Source organism: Pseudomonas sp. B21-041 (genome assembly GCF_024748675.1).
In the GTDB taxonomy this organism is placed as follows: Bacteria; Pseudomonadota; Gammaproteobacteria; order Pseudomonadales; family Pseudomonadaceae; genus Aquipseudomonas; species Aquipseudomonas neuropathica.
The window spans coordinates 5,202,724-5,223,384 of record NZ_CP087175.1 but is presented as its reverse complement, the minus strand read 5'-3'; the positions used below and the strand labels follow the sequence as shown (position 1 = coordinate 5,223,384).

Sequence of the window (20,661 nt, the reverse complement as noted above, 5' to 3'; positions counted from 1 at the left end):
CGCTAGACTTTCCGGCCCTGCTAGACGAACCCCATCATGCGCGTTGCTGACTTTACTTTCGAGCTCCCTGATTCGCTGATCGCCCGCCACCCTTTGGCCGAGCGTCGCGGTAGTCGCCTGCTGACCCTTGACGGGCCGAGCGGCGCCCTCGCACACCGTCAATTCACTGATTTGCTTGAGCATTTGCGCCCGGGCGATTTGATGGTGTTCAACAATACCCGGGTGATTCCGGCGCGGCTGTTCGGGCAGAAAGCCTCGGGCGGCAAGCTGGAAATCCTCGTTGAGCGGGTGCTCGATACGCATCGCGTGCTGGCCCATGTGCGTTCCAGCAAGTCGCCGAAGCCGGGTTCGAAGATCCTTATCGACGGCGGTGGCGAGGCGGAAATGCTTGCGCGTCACGATGCGTTGTTCGAGCTGGGCTTCGCTGAAGAAGTGTTGCCGCTGCTTGATCGCGTCGGGCACATGCCGTTGCCTCCTTATATAGACCGCCCGGACGAAGGCTCGGATCGCGAGCGTTATCAGACCGTGTACGCCGAGAAACTCGGTGCGGTGGCGGCGCCGACGGCGGGGCTGCATTTCGATCAGTCGCTGATGGAAGCGATTGCGGCCAAGGGCGTTGAGACCACTTTCGTCACGCTGCACGTGGGCGCGGGGACGTTCCAGCCGGTGCGCGTCGAGAAGCTTGAAGATCACCACATGCACACCGAGTGGCTGGAAGTCGGCCAGGACGTGGTCGATGCAGTCGCGGCGTGCCGTGCGCGCGGTGGTCGAGTAATTGCCGTCGGCACCACCAGCGTGCGTTCGCTGGAAAGTGCTGCGCGCGATGGCGTGCTCAAGCCGTTCAGTGGCGACACCGATATCTTTATCTTCCCGGGCCGGCCGTTCCATGTGGTCGATGCCCTGGTGACCAATTTCCATTTGCCGGAATCCACGCTGTTAATGCTGGTTTCGGCATTTGCCGGTTATCCGGAAACCATGGCGGCCTACAAAGCCGCCGTCGACAACGGTTACCGCTTTTTCAGCTACGGTGATGCGATGTTCATCACCCGTAATCCCGCACCTACTGCCCCTAAAGAAACCGGCCCAGAGGAAACAGAATGAGTCGCGAATGTCGCATGTCCTTTGAACTTCTGGCCACCGATGGCAAGGCCCGGCGTGGTCGCCTGACCTTCCCGCGTGGCACCGTCGAGACCCCGGCGTTCATGCCGGTGGGCACTTACGGCACGGTCAAGGGCATGTTGCCGCGTGACATCGTTGCCACCGGCGCAGAAATCATTCTCGGCAACACCTTCCACCTGTGGCTGCGTCCTGGCACCCAAGTGATCAAGGAACACGGCGACCTGCACGATTTCATGCAGTGGAAAGGCCCGATCCTGACTGACTCCGGCGGTTTCCAGGTGTTCAGCCTTGGCGCGATGCGCAAGATCAAGGAGGAGGGTGTGACCTTCGCTTCCCCGGTCGACGGCGCCAAAGTGTTCATGGGCCCGGAAGAGTCGATGCAGGTGCAGCGCGATCTCGGCTCCGACATCGTGATGATCTTCGACGAATGCACGCCGTACCCGGCTGACGAAGACGTCGCGCGCGTTTCGATGGAATTGTCGCTGCGCTGGGCTCAGCGCTCGAAAAATGCCCACGGTGAAAACACCGCGGCGCTGTTCGGTATCGTGCAGGGTGGCATGCACCAGGATCTGCGCATGCGCTCGCTGGAAGGCCTCGACAAGATCGGCTTTGATGGCCTGGCCATTGGCGGTCTGTCGGTGGGCGAGCCGAAGCACGAGATGATCAAAGTATTGGATTATCTGCCGGGCATGATGCCGGCTGACAAACCTCGTTACCTTATGGGCGTTGGCAAACCGGAAGATCTGGTTGAGGGTGTGCGCCGCGGTGTGGACATGTTCGATTGCGTGATGCCAACCCGTAATGCCCGCAATGGGCATCTGTTCATTGATACAGGCGTGCTGAAGATCCGTAACGCGTTCCATCGCCATGATGAATCGCCGCTGGATCCGACCTGCGATTGCTATACCTGCCAGAACTTCTCCCGCGCTTATCTGCATCACCTGGACAAGTGCGGCGAAATGCTGGGAAGCATGCTCAATACCATCCACAACTTGCGCCATTATCAGGTGCTGATGGCTGGTTTGCGCGAGGCTATTCAACAGGGTACATTGGCCGCCTTTGTCGATGCCTTCTACGCCAAACGCGGGCTCCCCGTTCCGCCTTTGGACTGAGTTTTCTGACCCCAAGATTCAACATTTGCAACTGGAGTGCTAAATGAGCTTTTTTATCTCTAACGCCATGGCTGACGCGGCTGCACCGGCTGCTGCCGGCCCAATGGGCGGCGGTTTCGAGTGGATTTTCCTGGTCGGCTTCCTGGTCATCTTCTACCTGATGATCTGGCGTCCACAGGCCAAGCGCGCCAAAGAGCAGAAGAACCTGCTGAGCAGCCTGCAGAAAGGTGACGAAGTTGTGACCACTGGCGGCATCGCCGGCAAGATCACTAAAGTTGCCGATGACTTCGTGGTTCTGGAAGTTTCCGACACCGTGGAAATGAAGTTCCAGAAAGGCGCCATCGCCGCCACGCTGCCAAAAGGCACGCTGAAAGCGATCTGAAGCAACAACTTCTACTCAATCGACGGGGCGCGCAAGGCGCCCCGCGTTCATAACGGGCGGCGTGATGCTGAACAAATATCCTCTGTGGAAATACATTCTGATCCTGGCGGTGCTGGCGATCGGTCTGATTTATTCCGCTCCGAATCTATACCCCGATGACCCGGCCATTCAGGTCAGCGGTGCAAGCACTGCGCTGCAAGTCAATCAGGCTGATCTGGATCGTGTGAGCACTGCGCTCAAGGAGTCCGGGATCAACGTCAAGGCTGCCACGCTGGCCGCCAACGGCAAGGGCGGTCTGATCCGTCTGAGCAAGGCTGAAGACCAGTTGCCGGCCAAAGACGTTGTGCGCAAGGCGTTGGGTGATGACTACGTTGTCGCGCTGAATTTGGCGCAGACCACCCCGCAATGGCTGCGCAATCTGGGCGCGCACCCGATGAAGCTGGGTCTGGACTTGTCCGGTGGTGTGCACTTCCTGCTGGAAGTGGACATGGACAAAGCCCTCGATGCACGCCTGAAAGTCTACGAAGGCGACGTCAAGAGCCTGCTGCGTAAAGAGAAGCTGCGCTATCGCAGTCTGCCGCAACTGGGCGGTGCCATTCAGTTGGGCTTCAGCGATGAAGATTCCCGCGAACAGGCCCGTGCACTGATCCGCAAGAACTTCAACGATTTCGACATTGTTCCGGCCGACCTCAACGGTCAACCGGTGCTGCGTCTGGCGATGACCCCGGCGAAGCTGGCGGAAATCCGTGAATACTCCATCAAGCAGAACTTGACCACGGTACGTAACCGCGTCAACGAGCTGGGTGTTGCCGAACCGATCGTGCAGCGTCAGGGCGCCAACCGCATCGTGGTTGAGCTGCCGGGCGTGCAGGACACTGCCGAAGCCAAGCGTATTCTCGGCAAGACGGCCAACCTTGAGTTCCGTCTGGCTGCTGAGCCGGGTGCTTCGAAAGCCACCTCTGAAACCTTCGAGTTCCGTGAAGGCAATCGTCCGCCAGCACAGATCGAGCGTGGCCTGATCATCACCGGTGACCAGGTCACCGACGCCAAGGCCGGTTTCGGCGAGCACGGCACCCCCGAAGTGAACATCCGTCTGGATGGTCACGGTGGCGAGCTGATGAGCCGCGCTACTCGTTCGAACGTCGGTCGCAGCATGGCGGTGATCTTCATCGAACAGCGTCCGGTCACCACTTACACCAAGCAAGTGGTCGATGGCGTCGAGAAAGACGTTGCGGTGCAAACGTTCAAAGAAGAGAAGAAGATCATCAGCCTGGCGACCATTCAGTCGCCGCTGGGTGCTCAGTTCCGCATCACTGGCCTGAACGGTCAGGGGGAGTCGTCCGAACTGGCGCTGCTGCTGCGTGCCGGTGGTCTGGCTGCACCGATGTACTTCGCTGAAGAGCGCACCATCGGCCCGAGCCTGGGTGCTGACAACATCACCAAAGGTATCGATGCGTCGCTGTGGGGCATGCTGTTCGTGTCGCTGTTCATCATCGCCATCTACCGCTTCTTCGGCATCATCGCCACCGTCGCACTGGCGGTGAACATGGTGCTGCTGCTGGCCTTGATGTCGCTGCTGGGTGCAACGCTGACCCTGCCAGGTATCGCCGGTATCGTGCTGACCATGGGTATGGCGGTCGACGCCAACGTGCTGATCTTCTCGCGGATCCGTGAAGAGATCGCCGCCGGCATGACCGTGCAGCGTGCAATCAACGAAGGCTTCGGCCGGGCATTCACCGCGATTCTCGACGCCAACCTGACTACCTTGTTGGTCGGCGGGATTCTCTTTGCCATGGGCACCGGCCCGGTCAAAGGTTTCGCAGTGACCATGTCCCTCGGGATCTTTACCTCGATGTTCACGGCCATCATGGTGACCCGCGCAATGGTCAACCTGATCTTCGGCGGACGTGACTTCAAGAAGTTGTGGATTTAAGGGGCTGCCATGTTACGTACAATCAACTTCATGGGCGTTCGCAACTTCGCGTTCGGCGTCACAGTATTCCTCACGTTGCTGGCTATGTTCAGTGTCGCTACCAAGGGCATGAACTGGGGTCTGGACTTCACCGGCGGTACGCTCATCGAGCTGACCTACGAGCGTCCGGCCGACGTTACCAAGGTGCGTGAGCAGCTGGTGACGTCGGGTTACCACGAAGCAATCGTGCAGAGCTTCGGTGCGACTACCGATCTGCTGGTGCGGATGCCGGGTGAAGACCCGCAACTGGGCCATCAGGTGGCGGAAGCGCTGCTGAAGGTCGGCGGCGACAACCCGGCAACGGTCAAGCGTGTCGAGTTCGTCGGCCCGCAGGTCGGTGAAGAGCTGCGTGACCAGGGCGGCCTCGGCATGCTGCTGGCGCTCGGCGGCATCCTGATCTACCTGGCTTTCCGCTTTCAGTGGAAATTCGCGGTCGGCGCCATCGTTTCGCTGATTCACGACGTGATCGTAACCATCGGTATCCTGTCGTACTTCCAGATCACTTTCGATCTGACCGTGCTGGCGGCGGTGCTGGCGATCATCGGCTACTCTCTGAACGACACCATCGTGGTATTCGACCGGGTTCGTGAGAACTTCCGTGTCCTGCGCAAGGCAACGCTGATCGAGAACATCAACATCTCGACCACGCAAACCCTGCTGCGCACCATGGCAACGTCGATCTCGACTTTGCTGGCGATCGCGGCACTGCTGTTCTTCGGCGGTGACAACCTGTTCGGCTTCTCGATCGCGCTGTTTATCGGGGTTCTGGCGGGTACTTACTCGTCGATCTACATCGCTAACGTGGTGCTGATCTGGTTGAATCTGACTACCGAGGATCTGATTCCTCCGGCCAACACCGAGAAGGAAGTCGACGACCGTCCATAACGGCCATCGTTTTCCCGGCTGTCAGCCCAAGAAAGGCGCGAGTTGAACTCGCGCCTTTTTTTATGCTCCAAGGCTGGGAGAAGCGCGGGCGCGTCCCGCATGTGATGGTCAGGAGGTTCATGTGAACAAGTCGTTGCTGGTTGGTGCGGTATTGGGTGCTGTCGGTGTAACTGCCGGGGGTGCTGTTGCCACCTACAGCCTGGTTAAAAGCGGCCCTGAGTATGCGCAAGTATTGGCCGTTGAACCGGTTAAAACACAGATCAAGACTCCACGTGAAGTGTGCAAGGACGTGACAGTGACTCGTCAGGCACCGGTAAAAGATCAACACCAGATTGCCGGTACCGTCGTCGGTGCGCTGGCAGGTGGTTTGCTGGGTAATCAGATTGGCGGCGGCACCGGCAAGAAAATTGCCACGGTGGCCGGTGCGGTCGGTGGCGGTTATGCGGGTAACAAGGTGCAGGAAGGCATGCAAGAGCGTGACACCTACACCACCACGCAAACCCGCTGCAACACGGTCAATGACATCAGCGACAAGGTCGTCGGTTACGACGTGCGTTACTCGCTCGATGGCAAGGAAGGCAAGGTGCGGATGGATCGTGATCCGGGCAACCAGATTCCGGTCGACAAGGAAGGCAAGCTGATTCTGTCGCAGAATGAGCCGGCTCAGTAAGTACCGACTGTTTTAACAAGAAGCACCCTGCGGGGTGCTTTTTTGTACCCGCCATTTCAGGCTGTGCCGTGATCCCTTGTGGGAGCGAGCCTGCTCGCGAATGCATTCTGACAGTCAACATTAATGTCGCCTGGCATACCGCATTCGCGAGCAGGCTCGCTCCCACATGAAGATTTTGGTGGTCTGAAGATCGAATTCCAGGCATAAAAAAAGCACCCCGAAGGGTGCTTTTTTCCTTTCGCGTGAAGCTTAGCGCTTCAGCGAAGCCGGCAGGTGCGGCTGGATCGCCGTCAGTACTGCCTTGAAGCATTTGGTGTTGCCGGCAACGATGTGGCCTTTTTCAAGGAAGTCGTGACCGCCGGTGAAGTCGCTCACCAGGCCGCCAGCTTCTTGAATCAGCAGGGCGCCTGCAGCCATGTCCCACTCGGACAGACCCGATTCCCAGAACGCGTCGAAACGACCGGCAGCGACATAAGCCAGGTCCAGGCTTGCCGAACCGGCACGGCGGATGCCGGCAGTCTGGCCAACCAGGGCGCGGAACATGCCCAGGTAGTTGTCGAGGTTGTCCATCTGGTCGTCACGGAACGGGAAACCGGTACCCAGCAGGGCGCCGTCAAGGCTGGTACGACCGCTGACGCGCAGGCGACGACCGTTCAGTTGAGCGCCGCGACCACGGCTGGCGGTGAATTCTTCCTGGCGAACCGGGTCCAGAACCACTGCGTGCTCCAGGCGGCCACGGTACTTACAGGCAATGCTGACAGCGAAGTGAGGAATGCCACGCAGGAAGTTGGTGGTGCCGTCCAGTGGATCGATGATCCACAGGTACTCTTCGCCTTCGATACCGGTGCCGGCGTGCATGCCGGTCTCTTCACCCTGGATCGAGTGATTCGGGTATGCCTTGCGCAGGGCGTCGATGATTTTCTGTTCAGCGGCGCGATCGACCTCGGATACATAATCCTTGGCGTCTTTTTCGTCGACCTTGATGGTATCCAGGCGCTCGATGGAGCGGAAGATCAGTTCACTGGCGCTGCGGGCGGCGCGCAGCGCGATATTCAGCATGGGCTGCATGGATGTGTCACCTAAGGTTGTTAAAGAAAGCCGCGCATTCTATCAGAACTTTTCTTCAGGTGAAGGACGCTGTTCGCTTTCATAGCTTAACGGTAGGCTGTTCTGTAAGATTTGCACCCCTTTCCTGTGTCCGAGAGCGCCTCCCTTGCTGCAGAACATTCGTGTCGTCCTGGTCAATACCAGCCACCCCGGCAACATCGGCGGGGCCGCGCGCGCCATGAAAAACATGGGTCTGTCGCGATTGGTGCTGGTCGAACCGCGGGTCTTCCCGCACCACGAAGCCGATGCTCGTGCTTCCGGTGCCGGTGACATCCTTGAAAATGCGCAAGTCGTCGCCACCTTGGAAGATGCCTTGGTCGGCTGCAATCTGGTGCTTGGCACCAGCGCCCGTGACCGCCGCATTCCCTGGCCACTGCTGGATCCGCGCGAGTGCGGCACCAAAGTAGTCGAGGAAGCCGGGCAGGGCGCCGAAATCGCTCTGGTATTCGGTCGTGAAGATTCCGGTCTGACCAACGAAGAGCTGCAGCGATGTCACTTTCACGTGCATATCCCCTCCGACCCTGAGTTCAGTTCGCTGAACCTCGGCGCGGCGGTGCAGGTGTTGAGCTATGAGGTGCGCATGGCCTGGCTGGCCGCCCAAGGCCAGCCGAGCAAGATCGAGAAAGAAGAAGTGGCTTCGGTGAAAAGCGCCGAGCTGGCGACCATGGATGAATTGGAACGCTTCTATGAGCATCTGGAGCAGACACTGGTCGCCATCGAATTCCTCGATCCCGAGAAACCACGGCACTTGATGGCGCGCCTGCGTCGGTTGTACGGACGCAGCTCGGTCAGCCGGGCGGAAATGAATATTTTGCGTGGCATCCTCACGGAAACCCAGAAAGCGGCCCGTGGTGAGCTTCTTAAGCGGAAGGACTAAATGATGTTTGAGCGTTTGCGTGAAGATATCCAGAGCGTATTCCATCGAGACCCGGCGGCGCGTAACGCTTTTGAAGTCCTGACCTGCTACCCCGGCATGCATGCGATCTGGATCCATCGATTGGCCGGCATGCTCTGGCGCAACGAACTGAAATGGCTGGCGCGGCTGGTGTCGAACTTCGGTCGCTGGCTAACCGGGATCGAGATTCATCCGGGGGCCAAAGTCGGTCGTCGTTTCTTTATCGACCATGGCATGGGTATCGTCATCGGTGAAACCGCCGAGATTGGCGATGACGTGACTATTTATCAGGGCGTGACCCTCGGCGGCACTAGCTGGAATAAGGGCAAACGCCACCCGACGCTGGGTGATGGTGTGGTCGTGGGCGCGGGCGCCAAGGTGCTCGGCCCGTTCACCGTCGGCGCTGGTGCCAAGGTTGGTTCCAACGCCGTGGTGACTAAAGAAGTGCCGCCGGGCGCCACTGTTGTCGGTATTCCCGGGCGCATCATCGTCAAGTCCGATGAAGAGCAGGATGCCAAGCGCAAGGCCATGGCCGAGAAGATCGGTTTCGATGCCTACGGCGTCAGCGAAGACATGCCTGACCCGGTGGCGCGCGCCATTGGTCAGTTGCTCGATCACCTGCAAGCGGTGGACGGGCGGCTGGAGGGGATGTGCGGCGCGCTGAAGGATCTGGGTAGCAATTACTGTGCGAAAGATCTGCCTGAACTGCGTGAAGAAGACTTCGCCTGCGTCAAAGGCAAAGACGAGTCCAAAGCCAGCTAGCGCCTCCTACAGAGGCTTGCGTCAACCGGTGTGCCATTAGGCCGCAGACCCTGCTATCATTCGCGCGCTCTTTTGCGGGTAAACCTGACTAAAGTACTAGGTCTTAAAGTTGACTTAAATACTCGGGAATTGCATACTCGCCCCATTCTGAACTCCGTGGTAACTGTCCATGCGACTGACTACAAAAGGCCGATACGCCGTGACCGCCATGCTCGACCTGGCGTTGCACGCGCAGCACGGGCCCGTGTCCCTGGCCGATATCTCCGAGCGCCAAGGCATCTCCCTGTCCTACCTCGAACAGCTGTTCGCCAAGCTGCGCCGCAGTAACCTGGTTTCCAGTGTTCGCGGCCCGGGTGGTGGCTACCAGTTGTCCCGCGAGATGCAGGGTATCCAGGTCGCCCAGGTGATCGATGCAGTAAACGAATCGGTCGATGCCACCAAATGCCAGGGCCAGGGCGATTGCCATTCCGGCGACACCTGCCTGACCCATCATCTGTGGTGCGATTTGAGCCTGCAGATTCACGAATTTCTAAGTGGTATCAGCTTGGCTGATCTTGTGACTCGCCGTGAGGTGCAAGAAGTAGCCCAGCGTCAGGACCAGCGCCGTTGCAACAGCAAGGCGCCACGCCTGGACAAGATTGAAGCGTCCGCCGTCGAATGACAGCCAGAGAGCTAGCGGCACGCCAGCCCTGATTTAGGAGATAGTCCATGAAATTGCCGATTTACCTTGATTACTCTGCGACCACCCCGGTTGATCCGCGTGTTGCGCAAAAAATGAGTGAATGCCTGCTGGTCGACGGAAACTTCGGTAACCCGGCGTCCCGTTCCCACGTGTTCGGCTGGAAGGCTGAAGAGTCCGTTGAAAACGCCCGTCGTCAGGTGGCCGATCTGGTCAACGCTGATCCGCGCGAAATCGTCTGGACTTCCGGTGCTACCGAGTCCGACAACCTGGCAATCAAGGGCGCGGCACATTTCTACGGCTCCAAGGGCAAGCACCTGATCACCTCCAAGATTGAGCACAAGGCTGTCCTCGACACCATGCGCCAACTGGAGCGTGAAGGTTTCGAGGTTACTTACCTCGAGCCGACCGAAGACGGTCTGATCACCCCGTCCATGATTGAAGCTGCACTGCGCGAAGACACCATTTTGGTCTCCGTAATGCACGTGAACAACGAAATCGGCACCGTTAACGACATCGCCGCGATCGGCGAAATGCTGCGCGCCAAGGGCGTTCTGTTCCACGTCGACGCCGCTCAGTCCACTGGCAAGGTCGAGATTGACCTGCAGAAACTGAAAGTCGACATGATGTCGTTCTCCGCCCACAAAACCTACGGCCCTAAAGGCATCGGCGCGCTGTACGTCAGCCGCAAGCCGCGTGTGCGCATCGAAGCGACCATGCACGGCGGCGGTCACGAGCGCGGCATGCGTTCCGGCACCCTGGCGACCCACCAGATCGTCGGTATGGGTGAAGCGTTCCGCGTAGCCAAAGAAGACATGGCTGCTGAAAACGTCCGTATCAAAGCCTTGAGCGACCGCTTCTACAAGCAGGTCGAGCATCTGGAAGAGCTGTACGTCAACGGCAGCCTGACCGCCCGCGTTCCGCACAACCTGAACCTGAGCTTCAACTACGTTGAAGGCGAGTCGCTGATCATGGCGCTCAAGGATCTGGCGGTATCGTCCGGTTCGGCCTGCACCTCGGCGTCGCTGGAGCCTTCGTACGTACTGCGCGCCCTGGGCCGCAACGACGAACTGGCACACAGCTCGATCCGCTTCACCTTCGGCCGTTTCACCACCGAAGAAGAAATCGACTACGCCGCGCAGAAAGTCTGCGAGGCCGTTACCAAGCTGCGCGCTCTGTCGCCGCTGTGGGACATGTACAAAGACGGCGTCGATATCTCGAAAATCGAGTGGGCGGCACACTAAATATAGAAGCCGCCAGATACAGATCCTGTAGCGACGCGGCGGTTTACGCAGCGCAGTTGCAGGGTCTCAAGAGCGGCCCTGATGAGTGAGGATTGAGAATCATGGCTTACAGCGAAAAGGTCATCGACCACTACGAAAACCCGCGCAACGTCGGCAAGATGAACGCGGAAGATCCTGATGTCGGCACCGGCATGGTCGGCGCTCCGGCGTGCGGCGACGTGATGCGTCTGCAAATCAAGGTCAACGACGCTGGCATCATCGAAGATGCCAAGTTCAAGACCTACGGCTGCGGTTCGGCCATCGCTTCCAGCTCCCTCGCCACCGAGTGGATGAAGGGCAAGACCCTGGACGAAGCCGAAACCATCAAGAACACTCAGCTGGCCGAAGAACTGGCCCTGCCGCCAGTGAAAATTCACTGCTCGGTACTGGCTGAAGACGCTATCAAAGCGGCTGTTCGCGATTACAAGCAGAAGAAAGGCTTGATCTGACTTTCTGGATTTGGCGACGAGTAAGGAGTCACCGATGGCTATCAGCATGACAGAAGCGGCTGCTCGACACGTGCGGCGCTCCCTCGACGGGCGCGGCAAAGGTGAAGGGATTCGTCTGGGTGTTCGCACCACAGGCTGTTCCGGCCTTGCCTACGTGCTGGAGTTTGTCGACGAGGTGGTTGCAGAGGATCAGGTGTTCGAGAGTCACGGCGAAAAAGTGATCATCGACCCGAAAAGCCTAGCCTACCTGGACGGCACCGAACTCGATTTCGTCAAGGAAGGGTTGAACGAAGGCTTTAAGTTCAACAACCCCAACGTGCGCGGTGAATGTGGCTGCGGCGAAAGCTTCAACATCTGAGGCTTGTCGTGGGTATTCCTTGTCATTTCGCTTTATTCGAGCTGCAACCGGGTTTCCGTCTGGATCTCGAGCAGTTGGCCACGCGCTATCGTGAGTTGGCGCGCGGCGTTCATCCTGACCGTTTTGCCGACGCTTCCGAGCGTGAGCAGCGGTCGGCACTCGAGCAGTCTGCGCGGCTCAACGACGCCTATCAGACGCTCAAGAGTCCGGCCCAGCGCGCACGCTACCTGCTGGCCATCAGCGGGCATGAGGTGCCGATGGAAGTCACAGTCCATGATCCCGAGTTTCTTCTGCAGCAGATGCAATGGCGCGAAGAGCTCGAAGACCTCCAGGACAGTGCTGACCTCGAAGGTGTCGCGGTGTTCAAGCGGCGCCTGAAAGTGGCTCAGGAAGAACTCAATGAAAGCTTCGCAGCCTGTTGGGATGATGCGGCGCAACGCGAACAGGCCGAACGCCTGATGCGGCGCATGCAGTTCCTCGACAAGCTCACCTACGAAGTGCGCCAGTTAGAAGAGCGCCTCGACGATTAACCCAGTGCCGCTCCGGTCGCACGCCTGATATACAGATAAGTCCTGATCACGATGGCCCTACTGCAGATCGCCGAACCCGGCCAAAGTCCTCAACCGCACCAGCGTCGTCTGGCTGTGGGGATCGACTTGGGCACTACCAATTCGCTGGTCGCTGCGTTGCGCAGTGGTCTTTCCGAGCCGTTGGCCGACGCAAACGGGCAGGTCATCCTGCCGTCCGCTGTGCGTTACCACGCCGATCGCGTCGAAGTCGGCGAGTCGGCCAAACTGGCCGCCGCTTCCGATCCTTTGAACACCGTGCTGTCGGTCAAGCGCTTGATGGGTCGTGGTCTGTCCGACGTCAAGCAATTGGGCGAGCAACTGCCATACCGCTTTGTCGGTGGCGAATCGCACATGCCGTTCATCGATACCGTGCAGGGCCCGAAAAGCCCGGTCGAAGTCTCCGCCGATATCCTCAAGGTTCTGCGTCAGCGCGCTGAAGCGACGTTGGGTGGCGAACTGGTGGGTGCGGTGATCACCGTTCCGGCGTATTTCGACGATGCCCAGCGTCAAGCGACCAAGGATGCGGCCAAATTGGCGGGTTTGAACGTGCTGCGTCTGCTCAATGAGCCGACTGCGGCCGCTGTGGCGTACGGTCTGGATCAGCACGCTGAAGGCCTGGTCGCTATTTATGACCTCGGCGGCGGTACTTTCGATATTTCCATTCTGCGTCTGACCGGCGGTGTTTTCGAAGTTCTGGCCACTGGCGGCGACAGCGCGCTGGGTGGCGATGACTTCGATCACGCGATTGCCGGCTGGATCATCGAGAGCGCGGGTCTGTCCGCCGATCTCGATCCGGGCGCACAACGCAATCTGCTGCAAACCGCTTGCGCGGCCAAAGAAGCCCTGACCGATGCGGCCAGCGTTGAAGTGGCCTATGGCGACTGGAAAGCACAGCTGCCCCGTGAAGCCTTCGATGCGCTGATCGAGCCGATGGTCGCTCGCAGCCTGAAAGCCTGCCGCCGCGCTGTCCGTGATTCCGGTATTGAGCTGGAAGACGTGCACGCCGTGGTCATGGTTGGCGGTTCGACGCGCGTTCCGCGTGTTCGCGAAGCCGTTGCCGAAGCCTTCGGTCGTCAGCCGCTGACCGAAATCGATCCGGATCAAGTGGTGGCCATCGGTGCCGCGATCCAGGCCGACACCTTGGCTGGCAACAAACGCGATGGTGGCGAACTGCTGCTGCTCGACGTGATTCCACTGTCCCTGGGGCTGGAAACCATGGGCGGCCTGATGGAGAAGGTGATTCCGCGCAACACCACCATCCCCGTCGCTCGCGCACAAGATTTCACTACTTATAAAGATGGCCAGTCGGCCATGGCGATCCACGTATTGCAGGGCGAGCGTGAGCTGATCAGTGACTGCCGCTCGCTGGCGCGCTTCGAATTGCGCGGCATTCCAGCGATGGTCGCCGGTGCGGCGAAGATTCGTGTGACCTTCCAGGTCGATGCCGACGGTCTGCTCAGCGTTTCCGCCCGTGAGTTGGGTTCAGGCGTTGAGGCAAGCATTCAGGTCAAGCCGTCCTACGGTCTGACCGACGGCGAAATCGCCAAGATGCTCAAGGATTCGTTCCAGCATGCCAATGACGACAAAGTCGCCCGCGTTCTGCGTGAGCAGCAAGTCGATGCCCAACGCTTGATCGAAGCGGTGCAGGGCGCTCTGGAGGCCGATGGCGAGCGTTTGCTCGACGCCGAAGAGCGTATGGTCATCGATCTGCAGTTGCAGGAACTGGCCGAACTGATGAAAGGCACTGATGGTTACGCCATTGAGCAGCAGACCAAGCGTCTGTCGCAAGTGACCGATGCTTTTGCTGCCCGCCGCATGGATCTGACGGTGAAAGCCGCTCTGTCGGGGCGCAATCTGAATGAAATCGAGGATATCTGATGCCGCAGGTCATTTTTCTGCCCCACGAGAAGTTCTGCCCTGAAGGCATGGTGGTCGAGGCTGCGCCCGGCACCTCGATTCTCGAACTGGCCCACGAACACCACATCGAGATGGAAAGCGCCTGCGGCGGCGTCTGTGCTTGCACCACTTGCCACTGCATCATCCGCGAGGGTTTCGACTCGATGGAAGAGGCTGACGAGCTGGAAGAAGACTTCCTCGATCGCGCCTGGGGCCTGGAAGCGCAATCGCGTCTGGCTTGCCAGGCGATCGTCGGTGAAGAAGACATCACCGTCGAAATTCCGAAATATTCGCTTAACCATGCGGCTGAAGCGCCGCACTGACTGGTAAGACTGTCATGAGCTACGGTTGGAATGATGTTCAACGTATTGCAGAAGAATTGGCCGAGGCCAAACCGGGCGTAGACCCGTTTTCTGTCAATTTCGTCGATCTGCAGCAATGGATCAAAGAGCTGCCGGATTTTGACAATACCTCTGGTCGTGTTGGCGAGAAGGTGTTGGAAGCGGTTCAGACGCTCTGGGCTGAAGAATTGGACTGATCGTCCTCGCAGGTTAGGCAATACCCAAGAACCCGCGTATAATTCGCGGGTTTAATTTTTCGCAAATTACCGTTTCTGGAGTTACACCATGGCTGTTCAACGCACTTTCTCCATCATCAAGCCTGACGCTGTTGCAAAAAACGTCATCGGCGAAATCACCACTCGTTTCGAAAAAGCCGGCCTGCGCGTTGTAGCTTCGAAACTGAAGCAACTGTCCAAAGCTGAAGCTGAAGGCTTCTACGCTGAGCACAGCGCTCGTGGTTTCTTCGGCGACCTGGTTGCTTTCATGATCTCCGGTCCTGTTGTTGTTCAGGTTCTGGAAGGCGAAAACGCTATCGCTCTGAACCGTGAGCTGATGGGCGCTACCAACCCTAAAGAAGCTGCTGCCGGCACCATCCGCGCTGACTTCGCTGATTCCATCGACGCCAACGCTGTTCACGGTTCGGACTCCGAAGCCGCAGCTGCTCGTGAAATCTCGTACTTCTTCGCAGCTACTGAAGTAACCACTCGCTAAGCATTGGCTTAAGAGTGAAGGTGAATCCATGACTACATCGACTGTAAAAACCAACCTGCTGGGTCTGACTCAACAGGAAATGGAAAAATTCTTCGACTCAATCGGGGAGAAGCGTTTCCGTGCCGGTCAGGTAATGAAATGGATTCACCACTTTGGTGTCGATGATTTCGACGCCATGACGAACGTCAGCAAGGCCTTGCGCGACAAGCTCAAGGCCATTGCTGAGGTCCGTGGTCCGGAAGTGGTCAGCGAGGACATCTCCAGCGACGGCACCCGTAAGTGGGTGGTGCGCGTGGCGTCCGGCAGCTGCGTCGAGACCGTGTACATTCCCCAGGGCAAACGCGGCACTCTGTGCGTTTCGTCCCAGGCAGGCTGTGCCCTGGATTGCAGTTTCTGCTCCACCGGCAAGCAAGGCTTCAATAGCAACCTCACCGCCGCCGAAGTCATCGGTCAGGTGTGGATTGCCAACAAATCTTTCGGCAGTGTCCCGGCAACCGTCGACCGTGCCATCACCAACGTGGTGATGATGGGCATGGGTGAGCCATTGCTGAACTTCGACAACGTCGTCGCCGCCATGCATCTGATGATGGATGACCTCGGCTACGGGATCTCCAAGCGCCGCGTGACCCTGTCCACCTCGGGTGTGGTGCCGATGATCGATGAGCTGGCCAAGCACATCGACGTTTCCCTGGCGTTGTCCCTGCACGCACCGAATGACGCATTGCGTAACCAATTGGTGCCGATCAACAAGAAGTATCCGCTTAAGATGCTGCTCGAGTCGTGCCAGCGCTACATGTCCGCCCTTGGCGAGAAACGTGTGCTGACCATCGAGTACACCTTGCTCAAGGACATCAACGACAAGGTTGAACACGCCGTCGAGATGATCGAGCTACTGAAGAATATTCCGTGCAAGATCAACCTGATTCCGTTCAACCCGTTCCCGCATTCCGGGTACGAGCGGCCAAGCAACAACGCGATCCGTCGTTTCCAGGATCAGTTGCATCAGGCCGGTTTCAACGTCACCGTCCGCACCACCCGTGGTGAAGACATCGACGCTGCATGTGGTCAATTGGTAGGGCAGGTGCTGGATCGCACCCGTCGCAGCGAACGTTACATCGCCGTGCGCGAGTTGAGCGCCGACAGCGATCTGGCACAGAACGCCGCGAACACAAATTAAGAGAGGATCTCTATGTCCCTGCGCTTTGCGCTGCTGTTGCTGTTGGCCAGCCTGTGTGCTGGTTGTGTCCTGTCGGGTGACTACAACCCGATGAAGACCAGCAAGGGCCGCGATGAAGCGCGGGCTGCCTACGTGCAGTTGGGGCTGGGATACTTGCAGCAAGGCATGACCGAGCGTGCCAAGGTGCCGCTGAAGAAGGCGCTGGAAATCGACGGTTCCGATCCTGACGCCAACGCTGCCCTCGGGTTGGTGTTTCAGTCCGAAATGGAGCCTGAGCTGGCCGACGAACACTTCCGCAAGGCTTTGTCCTCCCGTCCCGCCGATGCGCGCATCCTCAACAACTACGGCAGTTTTCTCTACGAACAACAGCGTTATAAAGAAGCCTACGAGCGTTTTGAACAGGCCGCCGCCGATACCCTGTATCCTGAGCGTTCGCGTGTGTTCGAGAACCTCGGCATGACGGCGGCGAAGCTCGGTCAGCGTGATCTGGCACAGCAACAGCTGGAAAAAGCACTGCGTTTGAACCGTCAACAACCACGTGCTTTGCTGGAAATGGCTGAGTTGTCCTTCGAAGACAGGCATTATGTGCCTGCGCGAGACTATTACGACCGTTTCAGCCAGTTGACCGAACAAAATGCACGTAGTCTATTGCTCGGCGTTCGGCTGGCAAAAGTGTTTGAAGATCGCGACAAGGCCGCCAGTTATGGCCTGCAATTAAAACGACTCTATCCCGGTACGCCGGAATATCAGCAATACCTGTCGGAGCAATGATGAAAGCGGCGCATCCCGAAGTTGTAGCAGCGAATCGCGTTAACCCCGGTGAGACCCTGCGCCAGGCCCGCGAAAGCAATGGCTGGTCGCTGGCCGAAGTGGCCCTCAAGCTCAACCTCACCGTGACTTCCCTGAGCAATCTTGAAGCCGGCGCTTTCGACAAGCTGCCGGGGCATACCTTCGCTCGCGGTTACATTCGCGCTTATGCCAAATTGCTCGGCATGGACCAGACCGTTCTGGTTCAGCAGTTCGACCAGTCCACCGGTACCGACTCCCAGGGCAGCAACGTGCATGCCCTTGGCCGTATCGAAGAGCCTGTGCGGGTTTCCCACACCATTTTGCGTATTGTCAGCCTGCTGTTGCTGATCGCGGTCATCGGCGGCGGTTTCGTCTGGTGGCAGGATCAGACATCCCAGCGCACCAAGGACCTGACGTCGCTGGCGCCTGAGCACGTTGAAGTCGAAGGTGCTGACGGCACCACCCAGATTCACCCGATCGATGAGCCGGAAGACCAGGCTGTCGAGGAAAACCAGGCCGATACTTCAACGGCGTTGGCGCTGCCTCAGTCTGAAACCACCGCTGAGTCCACCGGTGCCGAAGCTGCTGCGCCAGCGACTGCTCCAGCAGCTCCAGTCGCTCCGGCCACCACGCCAACTGCTCCGGTTCACACCCCAGCGCCAGTTGTCGCTAACCCGGCCACTCCAGCGCCAAACACTCCGGTCACTCCAGCGCCGACCGTCACTGCTCCGGTAGCCCCTGCGGCATCAGCAGCTACCGCAGAAGCGGCTGCTCCGGTGGTTGGCGATGGTCAGGTACAACTGCAGTTCAGTGCCGATTGCTGGGCACAAGTGACCGATGGCCGTGGCAAAGTGATTTTCAGTGGTCTGAAGCATAAAGGCGATAGCGTCACCGTTTCCGGCAAGCCGCCGCTTAACGTACGTCTGGGCGTTGCCCGCGCCGCGCAGGTCAGCTACAACGGCCAGCCGGTCGATATCGCTCCGTTCACCAGTGGCGAGACTGCTCGCCTGAAGTTGGGTCAATAAGTCATGCACGGCGAATCTCCAATCAAACGTCGCGTTTCGCGCAAGATCTGGGTAGGCAACGTACCGGTGGGCGGCGATGCGCCGATCGCGGTACAGAGCATGACCAACAGCGACACCAATGACGTTGCCGCCACTGTTGCGCAAATCAACCGTCTGGAAGCCGCTGGCGTCGACATCGTCCGCGTCTCGGTGCCGGACATGGACGCCGCCGAGGCGTTCGGCAAGATCAAGCAACTGGTCAAAGTGCCGTTGGTTGCCGACATCCACTTTGACTACAAGATCGCTCTGCGCGTGGCCGAACTGGGCGTGGACTGCCTGCGTATCAACCCGGGCAACATCGGTCGTGAAGACCGTGTTCGGGCGGTGGTCGATGCAGCGCGTGATCGCGGCATTCCGATCCGCATCGGCGTCAACGCCGGCTCGCTGGAAAAAGACCTGCAGAAGAAATACGGCGAGCCGACCCCTGCTGCGCTGGTCGAATCTGCTTTGCGTCACGTTGAGCACCTCGAACGCCTGAATTTCCAGGACTTCAAGGTCAGCGTTAAGGCCTCTGACGTGTTCATGGCCGTCGAAGCCTACCGCTTGCTGGCGAAAGAAATCGTTCAGCCGCTGCACCTGGGCATCACCGAAGCCGGTGGATTGCGTTCGGGCACAGTGAAATCCGCCGTGGGCCTAGGTATGCTGCTCGCCGAGGGGATTGGCGATACTATCCGCATCTCGCTGGCGGCCGACCCGGTCGAGGAAGTGAAGGTCGGTTACGACATTCTCAAGTCTTTGCATCTGCGTTCCCGTGGCATCAACTTCATCGCCTGCCCGAGTTGCTCGCGGCAGAACTTCGATGTGGTGAAAACCATGAACGAGCTGGAAGGGCGCCTTGAAGACCTGCTGGTGCCGCTGGATGTCGCGGTGATCGGTTGTGTGGTCAACGGCCCCGGCGAAGCCAAGGAAGCCCATATCGGCTTGACCGGCGGCACGCCAAACCTGATTTACATCGACGGCAAGCCGTCGCAGAAACTGACGAATGACAATCTGGTGGACGAGCTGGAAAAGCTGATCCGCCAGAAAGCGGCCGAAAAGGTCGAAGCTGACGCTGCGGTTATTGCGCGCGGCTGAGCCTGATTGAAGCGCCGAACGAATTTAAGGATTTAAAGTGAGCAAGTCTCTGCAAGCCATTCGTGGCATGAATGACATCCTGCCCGAGCAGACCCCGTTGTGGCGTTATTTCGAGGGCACCGTTGCGCGTTTGCTGGATAACTACGGTTACAAGCAGATTCGCATGCCGATCGTTGAATTCACCGAGCTATTCAAGCGCTCGATCGGTGAAGTGACCGACATCGTCGAAAAAGAGATGTACACCTTCGAAGACCGCAACGGCGACTCCCTGACCCTGCGTCCGGAAGGCACCGCGGCGTGCGTGCGTGCCGTACTCGAGCACGGCATCACCGGCGGTGGCCAAGTGCAGAAACTCTGGTACATCGGCCCGATGTTCCGCCACGAGCGTCCGCAGAAAGGCCGTTATCGTCAGTTCCACCAGATCGGTCTGGAAGTGTTCAACCTCGATGGCCCGGACATCGACGCCGAGCTGATCACCATGACTTGGCGTCTGTGGGGCGAGCTGGGCATTCGTGATGCGGTCAAGCTCGAACTCAACAGCCTCGGCACCAGCGAGTCCCGTGGGCGTTATCGTGAAGCGCTGGTCGAGTACCTCTCGGCGCACCACGACAAACTCGACGAAGACAGCCAGCGTCGCCTGAAAACCAACCCGCTGCGCGTGCTCGACACGAAAAATGCCGACACTCAAGCGGTGCTGGTCGATGCGCCGAAAATGGCCGATTACCTCGACGACGAATCCCGTGCGCACTTTGAAGGTTTGAAAGCGCGTCTGGATGCCGTCGGCATTCCTTACGTGCTCAACCCGAAACTGGTGCGCGGCCTCGATTACTACAGCAAAACCGTATTCGAATGGGTCACCGACAAACTCGGCGCCCAGGGCACTGTTTGCGCGGGCGGTCGTTACGACGGTCTGGTCGAGCAAATGGGTGGCAAGCCGACCACCGGCGTCGGTTTCGCCATGGGCATCGAACGTCTGGTGCTGATGCTGGAAACCCTGGAGCAGATCCCGGAAGAAATCTCCCGTCAGGTCGATGTCTATCTGTGCGCCTTCGGTGAAGAAGCCGAGCTGGCCGGTCTGGCTCTGGCTGAACGTGTTCGTGATCAACTTCCAAACCTGCGTCTGCAAGTCAATGCCGGCGCCGGCAGCTTCAAAAGCCAGTTCAAGAAGGCCGACAAGAGCGGTGCGCTGTACGCACTGATCCTCGGTGACGACGAAATGGCCCAGCAAGTGGTAGGTTTCAAACCCCTGCGTGGCCAGGGCGAACAACAAAGCATTGCCTGGGATGCGCTCGCCGCTCACCTGGCCACCTGCGTCGTGCAGGGTTGAAGCTGTCCAAACAGCCGATTTAGCGATTAAGGAGTATTGG

The 20,661-nt window shown here is 58.8% G+C and carries 23 protein-coding genes; 22 read left to right on the top strand and 1 reads right to left on the bottom strand.

What is annotated here, in order from left to right; translation table 11 throughout:
* Window positions 1–36 precede the first annotated feature (36 nt).
* From queA to LOY43_RS23085, 6 genes are all read left to right on the top strand, one after another.
* Complete coding sequence (queA, locus tag LOY43_RS23110; RefSeq protein ID WP_007916915.1) at window positions 37–1,101, top strand: tRNA preQ1(34) S-adenosylmethionine ribosyltransferase-isomerase QueA; 1,065 nt, start codon at window positions 37–39, stop codon at window positions 1,099–1,101.
* Between the two features lie 14 nt (window positions 1,102–1,115).
* The gene (tgt, locus tag LOY43_RS23105) at window positions 1,116–2,231 is read left to right on the top strand and encodes a tRNA guanosine(34) transglycosylase Tgt (RefSeq protein ID WP_163004798.1); all 1,116 of its coding nucleotides are present in this window, start codon (window positions 1,116–1,118) and stop codon (window positions 2,229–2,231) included.
* A gap of 43 nt (window positions 2,232–2,274) precedes the next feature.
* On the top strand, window positions 2,275–2,613 hold the full coding sequence (gene yajC / locus LOY43_RS23100) for a preprotein translocase subunit YajC (RefSeq protein ID WP_007916913.1): 339 nt from the start codon (window positions 2,275–2,277) through the stop codon (window positions 2,611–2,613).
* A gap of 64 nt (window positions 2,614–2,677) precedes the next feature.
* Entirely contained in the window at window positions 2,678–4,546 is a 1,869-nt protein-coding gene (gene secD, locus LOY43_RS23095; RefSeq protein ID WP_007916911.1) for a protein translocase subunit SecD, read from the top strand.
* A gap of 9 nt (window positions 4,547–4,555) precedes the next feature.
* On the top strand, window positions 4,556–5,470 hold the full coding sequence (secF, locus tag LOY43_RS23090) for a protein translocase subunit SecF (RefSeq protein WP_095048354.1): 915 nt from the start codon (window positions 4,556–4,558) through the stop codon (window positions 5,468–5,470).
* 121 nt (window positions 5,471–5,591) lie between these two features.
* Complete coding sequence (locus LOY43_RS23085; protein ID WP_007916907.1) at window positions 5,592–6,140, top strand: glycine zipper 2TM domain-containing protein; 549 nt, start codon at window positions 5,592–5,594, stop codon at window positions 6,138–6,140.
* Between the two features lie 249 nt (window positions 6,141–6,389).
* Here LOY43_RS23085 and suhB read toward each other — a convergent pair whose 3' ends face one another.
* Window positions 6,390–7,208: an inositol-phosphate phosphatase gene (suhB, locus tag LOY43_RS23080; RefSeq protein WP_095048353.1), complete on the bottom strand. Its 819-nt coding sequence runs from the start codon at window positions 7,206–7,208 to the stop codon at window positions 6,390–6,392.
* A gap of 145 nt (window positions 7,209–7,353) precedes the next feature.
* Between suhB and trmJ the strand changes: the two genes are divergently transcribed.
* The 16 genes from trmJ (at window position 7,354) to hisS (ending at window position 20,621) form a co-directional block, all read left to right on the top strand.
* Window positions 7,354–8,124, top strand: a complete 771-nt coding sequence (gene trmJ / locus LOY43_RS23075) for a tRNA (cytosine(32)/uridine(32)-2'-O)-methyltransferase TrmJ (protein WP_007916903.1) — start codon at window positions 7,354–7,356, stop codon at window positions 8,122–8,124.
* Window positions 8,125–8,127: 3 nt separating this feature from the next.
* Entirely contained in the window at window positions 8,128–8,904 is a 777-nt protein-coding gene (gene cysE / locus LOY43_RS23070) for a serine O-acetyltransferase (RefSeq protein WP_007916901.1), read from the top strand.
* Window positions 8,905–9,073: 169 nt separating this feature from the next.
* Window positions 9,074–9,565 carry a Fe-S cluster assembly transcriptional regulator IscR gene (gene iscR / locus LOY43_RS23065; RefSeq protein ID WP_038362955.1) on the top strand — a complete coding sequence of 164 codons (492 nt, stop codon included), beginning with the start codon at window positions 9,074–9,076 and terminating at the stop codon, window positions 9,563–9,565.
* 47 nt (window positions 9,566–9,612) lie between these two features.
* Window positions 9,613–10,827, top strand: a complete 1,215-nt coding sequence (locus tag LOY43_RS23060; protein ID WP_095048352.1) for an IscS subfamily cysteine desulfurase — start codon at window positions 9,613–9,615, stop codon at window positions 10,825–10,827.
* A 101-nt stretch (window positions 10,828–10,928) separates the two neighbouring features.
* Entirely contained in the window at window positions 10,929–11,315 is a 387-nt protein-coding gene (iscU, locus tag LOY43_RS23055) for a Fe-S cluster assembly scaffold IscU (RefSeq protein ID WP_007916892.1), read from the top strand.
* A 34-nt stretch (window positions 11,316–11,349) separates the two neighbouring features.
* Window positions 11,350–11,673 (top strand): iron-sulfur cluster assembly protein IscA, encoded by a 324-nt coding sequence (iscA, locus tag LOY43_RS23050; RefSeq protein WP_003227904.1) that lies wholly within the window; start codon window positions 11,350–11,352, stop codon window positions 11,671–11,673.
* Window positions 11,674–11,681: 8 nt separating this feature from the next.
* Complete coding sequence (gene hscB / locus LOY43_RS23045; RefSeq protein WP_258708784.1) at window positions 11,682–12,203, top strand: co-chaperone HscB; 522 nt, start codon at window positions 11,682–11,684, stop codon at window positions 12,201–12,203.
* Between the two features lie 51 nt (window positions 12,204–12,254).
* Window positions 12,255–14,120: a Fe-S protein assembly chaperone HscA gene (hscA, locus tag LOY43_RS23040; protein ID WP_258708783.1), complete on the top strand. Its 1,866-nt coding sequence runs from the start codon at window positions 12,255–12,257 to the stop codon at window positions 14,118–14,120.
* Window positions 14,120–14,461 (top strand): ISC system 2Fe-2S type ferredoxin, encoded by a 342-nt coding sequence (gene fdx, locus LOY43_RS23035; protein ID WP_007916885.1) that lies wholly within the window; start codon window positions 14,120–14,122, stop codon window positions 14,459–14,461. Before hscA ends, fdx begins: the two co-directional genes overlap by 1 nt.
* Before the next feature lie 14 nt (window positions 14,462–14,475).
* The gene (iscX, locus tag LOY43_RS23030; protein WP_008084655.1) at window positions 14,476–14,676 is read left to right on the top strand and encodes a Fe-S cluster assembly protein IscX; all 201 of its coding nucleotides are present in this window, start codon (window positions 14,476–14,478) and stop codon (window positions 14,674–14,676) included.
* A gap of 88 nt (window positions 14,677–14,764) precedes the next feature.
* The gene (ndk, locus tag LOY43_RS23025) at window positions 14,765–15,190 is read left to right on the top strand and encodes a nucleoside-diphosphate kinase (RefSeq protein ID WP_007916882.1); all 426 of its coding nucleotides are present in this window, start codon (window positions 14,765–14,767) and stop codon (window positions 15,188–15,190) included.
* Between the two features lie 28 nt (window positions 15,191–15,218).
* Window positions 15,219–16,367 carry a 23S rRNA (adenine(2503)-C(2))-methyltransferase RlmN gene (rlmN, locus tag LOY43_RS23020; protein ID WP_016984373.1) on the top strand — a complete coding sequence of 383 codons (1,149 nt, stop codon included), beginning with the start codon at window positions 15,219–15,221 and terminating at the stop codon, window positions 16,365–16,367.
* A 12-nt stretch (window positions 16,368–16,379) separates the two neighbouring features.
* On the top strand, window positions 16,380–17,138 hold the full coding sequence (gene pilW / locus LOY43_RS23015) for a type IV pilus biogenesis/stability protein PilW (protein WP_093430650.1): 759 nt from the start codon (window positions 16,380–16,382) through the stop codon (window positions 17,136–17,138).
* Window positions 17,138–18,181 carry a RodZ family helix-turn-helix domain-containing protein gene (locus tag LOY43_RS23010; RefSeq protein ID WP_095048350.1) on the top strand — a complete coding sequence of 348 codons (1,044 nt, stop codon included), beginning with the start codon at window positions 17,138–17,140 and terminating at the stop codon, window positions 18,179–18,181. Before pilW ends, LOY43_RS23010 begins: the two co-directional genes overlap by 1 nt.
* Window positions 18,182–18,184: 3 nt before the next feature.
* Window positions 18,185–19,294 (top strand): flavodoxin-dependent (E)-4-hydroxy-3-methylbut-2-enyl-diphosphate synthase, encoded by a 1,110-nt coding sequence (gene ispG, locus LOY43_RS23005; RefSeq protein WP_003227888.1) that lies wholly within the window; start codon window positions 18,185–18,187, stop codon window positions 19,292–19,294.
* Between the two features lie 37 nt (window positions 19,295–19,331).
* Window positions 19,332–20,621, top strand: coding sequence for a histidine--tRNA ligase (gene hisS / locus LOY43_RS23000; RefSeq protein WP_016984369.1), 1,290 nt, complete (start codon window positions 19,332–19,334; stop codon window positions 20,619–20,621).
* Window positions 20,622–20,661 lie beyond the last annotated feature (40 nt).

Excerpts from the sequence above, each read along its gene's own strand:
- iscU (WP_007916892.1), top strand. The coding sequence starts at position 10,929 with ATGGCTTACAGCGAAAAGGTCATCGACCACTACGAAAACCCGCGCAAC.
- hscA (WP_258708783.1), top strand. The coding sequence starts at position 12,255 with ATGGCCCTACTGCAGATCGCCGAACCCGGCCAAAGTCCTCAACCGCAC.
- ispG (WP_003227888.1), top strand. The coding sequence starts at position 18,185 with ATGCACGGCGAATCTCCAATCAAACGTCGCGTTTCGCGCAAGATCTGG.
- pilW (WP_093430650.1), top strand. The coding sequence starts at position 16,380 with ATGTCCCTGCGCTTTGCGCTGCTGTTGCTGTTGGCCAGCCTGTGTGCT.
- queA (WP_007916915.1), top strand. The coding sequence starts at position 37 with ATGCGCGTTGCTGACTTTACTTTCGAGCTCCCTGATTCGCTGATCGCC.
- cysE (WP_007916901.1), top strand. The coding sequence starts at position 8,128 with ATGTTTGAGCGTTTGCGTGAAGATATCCAGAGCGTATTCCATCGAGAC.
- yajC (WP_007916913.1), top strand. The coding sequence starts at position 2,275 with ATGAGCTTTTTTATCTCTAACGCCATGGCTGACGCGGCTGCACCGGCT.
- fdx (WP_007916885.1), top strand. The coding sequence starts at position 14,120 with ATGCCGCAGGTCATTTTTCTGCCCCACGAGAAGTTCTGCCCTGAAGGC.
- iscR (WP_038362955.1), top strand. The coding sequence starts at position 9,074 with ATGCGACTGACTACAAAAGGCCGATACGCCGTGACCGCCATGCTCGAC.
- LOY43_RS23010 (WP_095048350.1), top strand. The coding sequence starts at position 17,138 with ATGAAAGCGGCGCATCCCGAAGTTGTAGCAGCGAATCGCGTTAACCCC.
- rlmN (WP_016984373.1), top strand. The coding sequence starts at position 15,219 with ATGACTACATCGACTGTAAAAACCAACCTGCTGGGTCTGACTCAACAG.
- suhB (WP_095048353.1), bottom strand. The coding sequence starts at position 7,208 with ATGCAGCCCATGCTGAATATCGCGCTGCGCGCCGCCCGCAGCGCCAGT.
- LOY43_RS23060 (WP_095048352.1), top strand. The coding sequence starts at position 9,613 with ATGAAATTGCCGATTTACCTTGATTACTCTGCGACCACCCCGGTTGAT.
- ndk (WP_007916882.1), top strand. The coding sequence starts at position 14,765 with ATGGCTGTTCAACGCACTTTCTCCATCATCAAGCCTGACGCTGTTGCA.
- iscA (WP_003227904.1), top strand. The coding sequence starts at position 11,350 with ATGGCTATCAGCATGACAGAAGCGGCTGCTCGACACGTGCGGCGCTCC.
- secD (WP_007916911.1), top strand. The coding sequence starts at position 2,678 with ATGCTGAACAAATATCCTCTGTGGAAATACATTCTGATCCTGGCGGTG.
- iscX (WP_008084655.1), top strand. The coding sequence starts at position 14,476 with ATGAGCTACGGTTGGAATGATGTTCAACGTATTGCAGAAGAATTGGCC.
- tgt (WP_163004798.1), top strand. The coding sequence starts at position 1,116 with ATGTCCTTTGAACTTCTGGCCACCGATGGCAAGGCCCGGCGTGGTCGC.
- secF (WP_095048354.1), top strand. The coding sequence starts at position 4,556 with ATGTTACGTACAATCAACTTCATGGGCGTTCGCAACTTCGCGTTCGGC.